Source organism: Wolbachia endosymbiont of Ostrinia scapulalis (assembly GCF_023559145.1).
In the GTDB taxonomy this organism is placed as follows: Bacteria; Pseudomonadota; Alphaproteobacteria; order Rickettsiales; family Anaplasmataceae; genus Wolbachia.
This window is the reverse complement of record NZ_CP096926.1, coordinates 703,453-715,795: the sequence shown is the minus strand read 5'-3', so window position 1 is coordinate 715,795 and position 12,343 is coordinate 703,453. Positions and strand designations below refer to the sequence as shown.

The window sequence follows — 12,343 nt, the reverse complement described above, 5'->3', positions numbered from 1 at the left end:
CTTGTAGTGCAAGGGGCTATAATAAAATCATTAAACAAAGATAGTATGTGTCCTTTGCACTTTGCTGCTATATATGGTCACTTAGATATTATTAAATACCTTGTAGAGGAAGGAGCTAGTATAAATATAAAGGATAAAAATAACATGCGTCCTTTGCACTTTGCTGTTATATATGGTAGATTGGATATTGTGAAATATCTTGTAGAGAAAAGAGCTAATATAAATCTACGTAGCAAAGAAGGTGAGAGTCCTTTGCACTTTGCTGTGATGCATGGTCAGTTAGATATTGTTGAATACCTTATAGAGAAAGGAGCTAGTATAGATAGACAAGATGAAAAAAATATGAGTCCTTTGGACTATGTTATTGTATATTCTAACTCAGAAGAAATTATTTATTATCTTGAAGATATGCACTTAGCTCCAGACTTAAAAACACAATCACATAAAAGAAACCTAGAGACATTTGATGAACATACACTAACTAAAAAAAGAAAATTAAAAAATATAAGTGAAGCATTGCAATTTGAAGATAAAAGCACGGTTAACTTAACTCATAGGTCACCTATATCTTCATTTAATAGCGTCTCTGTACAACCTGCAAACAGGGACTTAAGACTATAATTTTACAGTAAGCTATTTAATTTTATGAGGGGAATTTCAAAAAAACAGAGAAATAAAGTAATAAATTGATATAAATTCGCGTAGAACAAGTGGTAGACCATACGATCTCAAAATAAAATCTTCTTACAATAGCTGGTTTTGGTTGCGGAAGTGATTGTGTTGTCTAAGTTATTAGTAATATATACTATTAAGTCAGTATTAATTCGTTAAGAACTTTCATTAAAGATTATCAAAAAAACTTCTAAATAGGGATTGACAAGTTTTAGAGATGGAGTATTCTATGAAAAGTATATTGAGCTATTAATTTTTTATGTATAATAAATATGATCGTGAAAATATTTTTCTTTATATTATGAGGTAGCTGTTTTATTCAGAAAAAGATTTTTTTCTTACTTTGAAATTTAGTGGTTTTTATGGAAGGTTAAATGATTAATGAATTATTTGCTGCTGTACGTAGTGGAGATGCTAATCAAGTTGCGGATCTTATCAATAAAGGGGATGATGTTAATGCCAGGGACAATAGAGGCAATACTCCTCTACATTTAGCTGTTCTTGCAGATAAATTACAGGTAGTAGAAAAGCTTATAGAGGGAGGGGCTGATGTTAATGCTAAGAATAATCATGGCGCTACTCCTCTGCACTGGGCTGCTCTTAATCAGAATGTCAATATATTAGAAAAGCTTATAGAGAAAGGGGCTAATGTTAATGAGAAGAATAAATATGACAATGTCCCTCTGCACTATGCTGCAGGTTATGGTAGCTTAAGTGTAATAGAAAAGCTTATAGAGGGAGGGGCTGATGTTAATGCTAAGAACAATAATGGCGATACTCTTTTGCACTTGGCTACTAAAAATAGTCATTTAGATGTATTAGAAAAGCTCATAAAGGAAGGAGCTAATGTTAATGAAAGAAACAAATATGGTAATATCCCTTTACACTGGGCTGCAAGTTATGGTAGGTTAAGTATAGTAGAAGAGCTTATAGAGGGAGGGGCTGATGTTAATGCTAAGAACAATAATGGCAATACTCCTTTGCATTGGGCTGTTAAAAGCAGTCATTTAGAAGTAGCTAAATTTCTTATAAGTAATCATGCTGACGTTAACGCTAAAAATAAAGATGGTTGGACATCTTTGCACTTTGCAGCTGCTTATGGCAATTTAAATATAGTTAAGCTCATTCTTGATAAAAGTGATTATGTTGATGCTAGAGGAGCTTTAGCCGTGGCAAATACGCTTAATGAAGAAGACAGCTTAGAAATACGAAACCTTCTAGAAGGAAGAATAAGAAGAAATGAAGAAATCACCCAACATCTTAACTTACAAGAAGAAAGCAGCTTCCTATCAACACGTGTCCATAATCGCCGTAGTATTGTAAAAGAAGATGAAAATTCATTGCAAAATGATAAGATAGGTCCTAATAAAATAGGAGTTACAAGCGGAACAAGTAAGCCATCTTCATTTATCAATATTTTTGCTTACACTACGGTAGATACTATGAAAGGTATTTTTCAGTTTGTTTCTTCTCCTTTTAAGGCAGCTATAAGTATGGAACCTTCTAAAGCTATTACAGTTCAAGGTATTGATAACAACGGTATACTTCTTTTATTAGATGTATTTATAAGGAAAATCACAGGTCAGAAGTATATTTCCACAGTAGTTCAGTCTATATCACAATTAGAAGCACAGGGCTATGCATTAAATATTATAGAGGAATTTGAGAAAGTAGTAGAGCAAGCTGCATTAAAAAGTGGGATATCAATACATCGGTTAAATATTGATTGTGTAGAAATGCAGAAAGAGGTTACTGCAAAAATCACGGGTGGTAAGTTTAATGAGATTTCAGGATTTTTAAACTCATATGTAGAGCAAGCATGCCACGATAGAGAAACAGGTAAGTTAAGTCCAAAGAAGTTTAACAAATTTATGATTGTATTTAATAAGGAACTAGATTTAATAGTAAATCAATCAATGCAACAGATATTACACAATAGAGATAGTACATTAGAAGTTGAAGAACAGCAAATAAACTTAGAGCCTCAAAGTTATTTAAGTAATACTTCTGTTCAAGGTCATTTAATTCAGGATAGAGGTTTAATCAATCAAGGTAAGGCTTAATTCCTTAGCTTTTTGATTTCATCTAGTAAAAGGTTGGTAATTTGATCTTATAACATCAATGGGCACACCAGCCTTTATTTTGTATGCATTCAAGCAATGTGTGACTACTTATGCAACCTAAAAAAATAATCATACACTGTCTTCCATGGAGGAAAATCTTTTGCTCTACTGGCAAATACCTTTCATTATGTATTGTATAACATTAATAATTGTTCCTATTTTGTGCTTTCTTGGCCACACCTTGTGCAACTCTTGGCTCAAGAAATTTCCATTCTTTGTCACTTACATCACCTGGATATATTTTTTACTGATCCTATCATATTATCTTCCTGATTTTCTTTCAAGATATGTTCTAAAAAGTAGAATCCGTTCAGCAGGGTGACAAAATAAGATAGAAAAGACAGCCATAGAAATAAATGGTGTCATCCCAATATGATGCTTTCTCTGTCATCCCAGTACTTGACACTGGAATGACACCATTTTTGCTTCGATATTTACACATTAGCCATGCATCTGAACGGATACAAAAGTAGAATTTACAATTCTATCTAAAAGGATACCGAAAAAGAGCAGGAGTCCTATCTGGGAATTATTTTTAAATATGGACATGCATTGATTAGAATCGTCTGGATTTAAATTTTTGTGTTGGTGGTGAAATATGAATCCTATGGCAAGTAAAGCAATATAAAAGATGTTATTTAATGATGATAGTATACCAGCGTACAACCATGCCATTAAGGATATTAAATAAAATCTTTTCAACCAAGATTTTGTTGTATTGCCAAAATATAATGCAGTAGATTTCATTCCTAATTTCTCATCATCTTTTTTATCTTGATGAGCGTATATAGTATCATAACTAAGCGTCCAAAAGACGCATCCTATATAAAATAGCAAGGATTCTATGCTAATCTGGTCTGTTATTGCTGCTGAACCCATGAGTGATCCCATGTTGAAAGTAAACCCTAAAAATAATTGTGGCCACCAAACGTAACGCTTTAGCAAGGGATAGATAACTATCATGCACATTGAAATTATTCCAAGTATAAGAGTAGTTTTATTGGTTAATAATAAGATTACCAGGGCAATAGACAGTAACAGTGAAAGTAAAGCCAAAGCCTGCTTTATGTTTAATGCACCACTTGCAAGTGGTCTGTATTTTGTTCGTTCAACGTGTGCATCTATTTCTCTATCGAAGATATCATTGATTATGCATCCTGCGGGTCTCATTAAAAATGCACCTATAGTAAACAAAACAAGGAGAAAAAGAGCTTGATACGATAGAGAAGTTGAGGCTAAAAGAATGCCGCTTAAGCTAGAAAATAGCACAAGCCATAAACCTGTTAAACTGTGTATTCTCATTAATGAGAAATAATGGTTGAAATACATTAATTAAGTGTGATTATGTAATATTTTGCTTACATTGACAAAATTATCGAATGCTAAATCAGGCTTAAAAACTAACTCAGGTATAAATCGCAAATCAACATAACATAATATAGATTTACGTATTGACCATGCAGATTGGTTCATTTCATTAACAACAGTGCTGATATCATCATTATCATTTTGGATGTTTAATGAAGATAACACAATATATACATCTGCTTTCTTCAAATCTTTGCTTAGCTTTACATCAGATACTACTACTTTTTCATTAAGAACATTACCTTCCATTAAGACTTTTGATATTGCCCTATGTAATACCGATGCTACTTTTAGGTTTCTAATTTCCTTTTTCATATTCAACTACTATAACGTCCTTTCTTCTTGCACTAATTGATAAGCTTCCAAAATATCTCCAACTTTAATATCGATATTACCCTCTAGCGATATTCCGCATTCAAAGTTTACACCTACTTCTTTAACGTCATCTTTAAATCTACGTAGTGCTTTTAACTTTCCTTCATGCACCAATTTGCTGCCACGTACTACCTTAATTAAAGAATCTTTTTTTATAACTCCATCAGTGACATAACATCCGATTATATTACCGGCTTTGGATGCATTAAATATTTGCCTTACAGATGCAGAACCAACACGAACCTCTCGTGTAACAGGCTTTAACATTTTAGTTAGATACATCCTCATGTCTTCAATAAGCTCATATATTATATTGTAAGTATGTATTTCTATACCTTTTTGTTTTGCTAATTCTCTTATTTTTGAATCCACTTTTACATTAAAAGCTAAAATTACTGCGCTTGATGCTTCTGCAAGCAGCACATCTGAATCTGTTACTCCTCCTACTGCTTTGTGTAGAATATTTAATTTCACTTGGTCTTTACCAAGCTTATCAATTGAGCTTGATATTGCTTCAATAGAACCAGTGACATCGCACTTTAAAACTACAGATAGTTCTTCTGTTTCACTATCATTACGACTGAATATATCTAAATTATTGTCGTCTAAATCTTCTTTCTTTTTCTTGATTAATTCTAACCTGTATTCAACAATTTCACGAGCCTGCCTTTCAGAGTTTACAACAACAAATTTATCTCCAGCATTTGGTACACCATTTAAACCAGTAACTTCAATTGGAGTAGAAGGTAGTGCCGCTTTTTCTCTTTGACCAAGGTGATTAATCATACTGCGTACTTTGCTGTATGTTGTACCAACTATCAATATGTCACCAATCTTTAATGTTCCTTCTTCAACTATTAATGTAGCTGATATTCCTTTAGCTTTATCTATTTTCGACTCTATCACCCATCCAAGTGCTCGACAATCCTCTATTCCTTCTAGCGTCATTAATTCAGCAATTAATAAAATTGCCTCTTCTAGTTTATCTAAGTTGATTTTGTTTTTTGCTGATACTGGCACAATTATAACATCACCACCAAGTTCTTCGGGGATGAGGTCATACTGAGGCAAACTATTAATTATTCTTTCTACATCGCCAGGTTGTGATTTATCAATTTTATTAATGGCAACTATAATAGAGACATTTGCTGCTTTTGCATGATTTATTGCTTCAACTGTTTGTTTCATGATTCCATCATCAGCTGCAACTACTATCACAACTATATTAGTAATATTGGCACCACGTGCACGCATTGCAGTAAACGCCTCATGCCCTGGTGTATCAATGAAAGTAATTTTTTGCTTATTTTTTGTCGTTAATTGATAAGCACCTATATGTTGAGTGATTCCACCTGACTCTCTTTCTGCAACATTAGATTCACGAAATGCATCGAGCAATGATGTTTTACCATGATCCACATGTCCCATAAAAGTAACGATAGGTGGTTTTGGTCTTTTAGGTAAGTTTTCTCTGTTGCTTATGAAGAGTAAATTCTTTTCTTTATCAGCATCACTTACTCGTTTAGCAGTATGACTAAATTTTTTTGCTATTTCGCATGCTATATCTGGATCTACTAGATCATCTACTCTATAGCTCTCCCCAACTTCTTCTTTGAGCATTTTTAGCACACTCTTGCTCTCTTCTGCCATACGAATAGATAACTCTCTGATAGTTATTTTGTCTGGTATAATAACTTCTCTTGATATATTTTTACCCTTAGTAAACTTTGATTGTTTACTTCTTATACCAAATTTTTGCTTAAATACAGGGAGGTGTTCATTTCTTTCATCTATTGCCTGTGTAATTACTAGCTTAGAATGCTTAGAGTATATATCTTTGCTAGCTTTAAAAGACTTTTTATCATTGTTCTCATATTCAATACTATCTTCTTTTTGTTCAACTGAGTTAGTATTACTTAAAACTTCCTTATTTATTTCTTTAGGTACAGAGTGTGATTCATTTTTATCTTCAGCTTCTTGATTGCTTTCTTCTTTTTTTATTTTCTCTTCTTGTTCTCTCTGATTCCTTTCTTTCAGCAAAGTAGCATTCTGTACAGCATTAATGCGGGAAATTTGTTCTTTTTCAGTTAAAGAGCCTAATTTACTCTCGTCAAATAAACTATATTCTTCTGCAGAATGAATTTTTCTTCTTTTTTTTACTATTGTAGTACCAGTACTTTGACTATCTAAAGAGTTTAAATTAATGTCTAATTTAAGCTTGCTTAAGCCTTGTAGGGTTAATTTTTTATTACTGATATCTTCATTATTCATATTGTTTTTATATTAATCCAAGCTTTTTACGTGCTTCTATGATTATTAAATCTGCTGTATCTTTTAGATTTTCTTTATTATTAGTTGAGGAAGAGATTATGCTACAAAACTCATAATTTGATAAATCTGCTATGTCCTCTAAAGTTTTAATATTATGTTTACTAAGAGCAATTTTATTATCTATTGATAAGGCTAAGTTGATTACATCGTCTTCCATACCTAAATTTTTTAGCTCTTCTATTTTTCTATCATTCTCTGCTTTCAGGTAATTATTTGCTCTATTATGAAGTTCATTTGCAATATCTTCATTGAAGCCCTCTATTGAAGCAAGTTCCTTAATTGAAGTGTTAGATATATCTTCTACACTGGAAAAACCTTCTGTTACCAATAATTGGCCCATAATCTCTTCTAAGTTTAAAGCTTCAGCAAATAAAACTGAACATTGACTAAATTCTTTATTTCTTCTTTCTGATTCTTGCTGAGTGCTTAATATCTCAATTTTCCATCCAACAAGCTCTGAAGCTAATCTTACATTCTGACCCTTTTTTCCTATAGCTAAACTCAATTGATCTTCAGCAACTATTAACTCTATACAATTTTCATTTTCGTCAATAATGACCTTTGATACTTCTGCAGGAGTAATGGCTTTAATAACAAATTGACCCAAATCTGATGAGTAATGTATGACGTCGATTTTTTCACCGTTTAATTCGTGTATAATAGTTTTTATTCTATCTCCTTTAACTCCAACGCAAGCACCTACTGGATCGATATTCTTATCAGATGAAAAAACAGCAACTTTAGATCTTGAACCAGCGTCTCTAGCTATACCTTTAATTGTTATCAATCCGTCAGCAACTTCTGGTACTTCTTGATTCAACAATGCCTCTAAAAAGCCTTCATGAGTCCTAGAAAGAATGATTTGACGTCCATCGTCAGAGCGCTTAACAGCTTGTATGTAAGCTTTAACCTTATCGCCTTCACGAAATGACTCACCACCAATTAAGTTTCGTAAAGGGAGGTATGCTCCAATTCCGTTTATGTCTATAATAAGATCTGAATATTCTACTTGTTTAACGATGCCATACCTCATTTCTCCTACCTTATCTTTAAATTCCTCATATTGCTTTTTTAACTCTTCATTTTTGATTATTTCAGAAATCTTTTGCTGGGCAATTCTTGCTGAAACAAGATCAGTGTTAAGAGAAATCAACTCACTAATAGTATCTCCAACTTTTGCATCTTCTTTTATTAACTTAGCTTGTGTCAACTTAATTAAGTCACACTCATTTTCATTTGATTCATCATTAATGACTTTTAGTTGTCTATATGAGGTAACTTTGCCTGTGTTTCTATCTATATTAACTACAATTTTACTTTTGCTACCATACTTTTGTTGAGCTACTGCTTCGATAGCACTTTTAAGTGCATTTATTATAATATTAAAATCCAAACCTTTTTGAAGTGAGAGCTCTCCCGCTGTTTTTATTACATCAAGGCTTCCAACTATGTTATTCTTGTTGCTTTTCTGCTTAACACTGCTTTTACGATTAGCAATCATATAAATAAATCCAATTTAATTAGTTATAATTATAGCTTCAACAGGTAAAGAACGCTATCTTAAATGTTAAATGATTGCTAATTTAAGTCAAGTTTTTTCATGTCTTTGTATGATAAGCAATGCCGGAGTAAAGAATAAAGTTAAGACCGTTGCAGCCAATATTCCACTTGCTATGGTTGCTGAAATATCAACCCACCACTGGCTTGATGGAGCATCATATGTGATTTGTAGCGTAAAAAAACTGATATTTAACCTAGTAATCATCGGTATTAAACCAAGAACTGTAGTTGCAACGGTAAGTAGTATTGGCCTGATGCGAGAAATTGAAGCGTTTATTATACATTGCTTAATGTTATTTTTGCGCACCTTAATTTGCTGATGAAAGGCATCAAGCAATAGTATATTATTATTCACTATAATTCCTGCTAAAGCAATTATCCCCACTCCACACATGACAACTACAAAAACTTTCTGAATAAGAAAGAAAATGAAAAATACACATGTTGTTGATAAAAACACTGCTGTCATTACGATAAATGTATAGTATATGTTGTTAAACTGTGCCACTAGCACCAATATCATCAATGTAATTGCTAATATAAAAGCCTTTAATAAAAATGCTCCTGATTTTTGTTGATCTTCCTTGTCACCTTTGAAATCAATCTTTACTCCTTTACTACAGTCTTGAGTAATCGAATTTTGAATGAACTTAACTCTTTCATCAACAAGATAGCCAGTATCAACGTCAGCAGAGATTGTTACTGTGCGTGATCCATCAATCCTACTTAGTTTGTTTGCCTTTTTTTCGGGAACGTATTTCACTATGCTACTCATAGAATATGGTCCATTTGCTGTATTGATAAAAAGGTTATCTATAGTTTTCATGTTGCGATTCTTTCTGGGAAAGCGTAGTACAATATCAATTTCTTCATCTGCGTTATTTGGTCTATATTTTCCAATTAATACTCCATTTGTAACCATCTTTATAAAATCACCGATGGTTGCAACACTTACTCCAGAGCTTGTAGCCTTACTCTTATCAATACTCATATTCCACCTATTTCAGGTGCTGATCTACTATCTTGAATATTTATAAATCCAGATGAAGGTTGGTCCATAATTTTTAGGATTTTCTCTGCTACTGAATTCAAGTTGGATGCACTTCCGCTTAAGTTAATTTGTATTGGCTTGTCAGCTGATGGTCCTGACTTTTGTTCCTGTACATCAATTATTACTCCTTTTATGTTTTGTACACTACTCCTTATATCATTTAGTATTTGCTTAGCTTTGCGCCTGCAGCGCCAATCTACAAGTTCCAATTGAATTTTGGCAATAACGTTGTCTGAAAATTTTCCTGATCGAGCATAAAAAACATAAATTTCTTTTTTAACACCCAAAATACGTTCTTCTACTTTCTTAAGTATCAAATCTCGTTCTTTGGCTGATAAGCTTTCTTTTACTTTAACGCTGATTAAAATGTTATCTGAATCTACATTCGGAAAGAACTTTAATCCAGGACCAAAAGTAAAATATAATATACTAGACAAAAATAAAACAAATACAACAACACATACAAATTTTTTGGGGTGATCTAAGACTTTCTCTAACATACGTACATAAGTTCTTATTATAAGCCCAGTATTTTTTACCTCACCACTTTCTATAGCACTCATTCTTATTATTTCTTTTTTTGAAGTTATTAAAGGTTCACCAAATATTGCACCAAGTGTTGGTATAAAAACCAAAGCCATAATTAGCGATCCAGTTAAAGTTAGAATTATTGTAATTGGTATGTACTGCATAAATTTACCGACTGTATCGGGCCAGAGTAACAGAGGGAAAAACACTGCTAATTTAGTTAATGTTGATGATAAAACTGGATAGAACATATCATGAACTGAGGTGCAAAAGGCTTCTACTTTATCCATCCCACAAATCATCTTTCTATCAGCATATTCGCTGATTACAATTGCATCATCAACCAGCATCCCAACTGCCATAATTAGACTGAAGAGCACAACTATATTTAGAGTAATACCCATTAGGTAAAGAGCCATTATTCCTATGAGAAAGGAGCCAGGTATTGATAGTGCAACAAGAATAGCAGCCCTTTTTCCCATAAAGAGCATTATTATGGTTAGTATTAGTAATACGGCAAATATTATACCATTTTCCAAGTCTTCAAGCACATCACGTACATTTTTTGACTGGTCATTCAAATAAACTACTTTTAAATTTTCAGGTAATTGATCTTTTGCTTTGTCCATTAAGTATTTTACTTGATTTACCGTGTCTATTATGTTTTTTCCATTACGTTTTGAAATTTCTAGTACAATGCTAGGTAGTCCATTAATACGAGCAAATCCTTGGTGATCTTCAAACCCAAAGTATACTTTTGCTATATCTTTGATTCTCAAAACTGCATCACTTTGAGATCTAATAGGAATATTCATAATATCTTCTATGTCTTTTAATAACCCTGATATTTTAATCGAATATTTACCGGTATCGTTTTCTAGTGATCCAGCTCCTACCAATCTGTTGTTGTTTGATATAGCTTGAAATATCTCATTTGATTGAATGTTATATTTTGTTAGAACTGTGGGCTCAATTATAACTTCCACTGTTTCTTTACGCATACCTGCCACTTCAACTTTAAGAACATTTGGCAGAGATTCTATTTCTTTCTTTAGTTTGAGTGCTATTTCAGTTAAAGCTCTTTCCGGCAAATTACCAATCAAGCCAACGTTTAGTATCGGAAATAAGCTCAAGTTTATTTCATTGATTATCGGAGATTCTGCTTCAATAGGTAATTTTGATTTTATGTTTAAAAGCTTTGAACGGACGTTATCAAGTACTTCTTTGTTATCATATTCTGTACCAAACTTAATTATCATGTGAGCACCGTCATTAGTTGCAAGTGCCTTTAGCTCTCTCACGCCCTCAATGAACCTTAGTTCATTTTCTATTGGAATAGCTAATAACTTTTCACTATCCTCGACAGAAATACCAGGAAACCCAACAAATACGCTAATTATAGGAATCTGTATATCAGGATTGCTTTCTCTTGGCATCTTTATATAAGTGTATGAGCCGAAGGTAAAAATCACGATAAGCAATAATATTACTGTTCTATTCCTCTCTACAAGTAAGCTTTTCATGCCAAACATTATACGTATTTATATCATATTATAGCTAAGATAAATTATATATTAATTAATCCTTATATGTCTTTATGTAAATGATTAAAATTTTTACAGTTTTGCAAGCGTAAGAAAATTTCTATATAATATGACTTTAGTATGGTATTTGAGGGATTATTATGGTAGCAGTTTTAAGTGTGACAGAAGGCAAGAATAAAATGATCGTATCTGGGTTGGTTGGTGTTTCATCAACTTTAGTATTTTTGACAGTGATTCACATTGCTGCAAAGATAGCCATTATAGTTACTGCTGCTGCAGTTACTTACGCATTACTTTCATTGCTTAATAAAGCAAGACCTAAGTCTGTTAAAACTGATGATATGTCAGAAGATGAAGGGTATAGCAGTGTTGATGAAGGTGAAGAAAAAGATACCGTAAAAGAACCAAAAAGAACTGAAACTGAGCTAGAAGAAGAATTAAAAAATAAAAGAGCAGAAGAAGAAATGAAAAATGGACTACCTAAACATATGGATTTCAAAGGTAATTCACTTTCTAAAAGTGCTGATACTACAGATAGTCATTTCGTTTCTAGTGCTACAAATATTGTTATGGAACCTTTACCTAAACACATGGATGCACTTGGTAATCCACTTCCTGAGCAGCCACCGAGCAACCTTACCAATATAGGGCTTGGATCATCTAAAAGTACGCAGAAACTATCTGCTGCAGACTTGCTATTACAGTATGGGAATGTAAATAATGATGTGAGGAAAGTGCTAGAATGGCCAATTACCTCAAAGGAGTTTAATGGGTTAGGGTTTAACAGGTAG

Annotated in this window: 9 protein-coding genes; 3 read left to right on the top strand and 6 right to left on the bottom strand. The window is 32.7% G+C overall.

Features of this window, described 5'->3' with window-relative positions; genetic code table 11:
- The first annotated feature begins 6 nt into the window (after nucleotides 1-6).
- A complete protein-coding gene (locus M1L26_RS03600; protein WP_250119947.1) occupies nucleotides 7-621 on the top strand; it encodes an ankyrin repeat domain-containing protein in 615 nt (204 codons plus the stop codon).
- A 425-nt stretch (nucleotides 622-1,046) separates the two neighbouring features.
- Complete coding sequence (locus M1L26_RS03595) at nucleotides 1,047-2,735, top strand: ankyrin repeat domain-containing protein (protein ID WP_250119946.1); 1,689 nt, start codon at nucleotides 1,047-1,049, stop codon at nucleotides 2,733-2,735.
- 501 nt (nucleotides 2,736-3,236) lie between these two features.
- Here M1L26_RS03595 and ubiA read toward each other — a convergent pair.
- The 6 genes from ubiA to M1L26_RS03570 all read right to left on the bottom strand — a co-directional run bounded on the left by ubiA (nucleotide 3,237) and on the right by M1L26_RS03570 (nucleotide 11,531).
- Nucleotides 3,237-4,124 carry a 4-hydroxybenzoate octaprenyltransferase gene (gene ubiA, locus M1L26_RS03590; RefSeq protein WP_250119945.1) on the bottom strand — a complete coding sequence of 296 codons (888 nt, stop codon included), beginning with the start codon at nucleotides 4,122-4,124 and terminating at the stop codon, nucleotides 3,237-3,239.
- Between the two features lie 3 nt (nucleotides 4,125-4,127).
- The gene (locus M1L26_RS03585) at nucleotides 4,128-4,478 is read right to left on the bottom strand and encodes a ribosome-binding factor A (protein WP_006015187.1); all 351 of its coding nucleotides are present in this window, start codon (nucleotides 4,476-4,478) and stop codon (nucleotides 4,128-4,130) included.
- A 9-nt stretch (nucleotides 4,479-4,487) separates the two neighbouring features.
- Nucleotides 4,488-6,809: a translation initiation factor IF-2 gene (gene infB, locus M1L26_RS03580; RefSeq protein WP_250119944.1), complete on the bottom strand. Its 2,322-nt coding sequence runs from the start codon at nucleotides 6,807-6,809 to the stop codon at nucleotides 4,488-4,490.
- Nucleotides 6,810-6,816: 7 nt separating this feature from the next.
- A complete protein-coding gene (gene nusA / locus M1L26_RS03575; RefSeq protein WP_211908168.1) occupies nucleotides 6,817-8,370 on the bottom strand; it encodes a transcription termination factor NusA in 1,554 nt (517 codons plus the stop codon).
- 87 nt (nucleotides 8,371-8,457) lie between these two features.
- A complete protein-coding gene (locus M1L26_RS06430; protein WP_256465896.1) occupies nucleotides 8,458-9,420 on the bottom strand; it encodes an efflux RND transporter permease subunit in 963 nt (320 codons plus the stop codon).
- On the bottom strand, nucleotides 9,417-11,531 hold the full coding sequence (locus tag M1L26_RS03570; RefSeq protein ID WP_256465897.1) for an efflux RND transporter permease subunit: 2,115 nt from the start codon (nucleotides 11,529-11,531) through the stop codon (nucleotides 9,417-9,419). The genes M1L26_RS06430 and M1L26_RS03570 overlap by 4 nt, the downstream gene beginning before the upstream one ends.
- 161 nt (nucleotides 11,532-11,692) lie before the next feature.
- On the opposite strand from M1L26_RS03570, the gene M1L26_RS03565 reads away from it, so the two are divergent.
- On the top strand, nucleotides 11,693-12,343 hold the full coding sequence (locus M1L26_RS03565) for a hypothetical protein (RefSeq protein WP_211908173.1): 651 nt from the start codon (nucleotides 11,693-11,695) through the stop codon (nucleotides 12,341-12,343).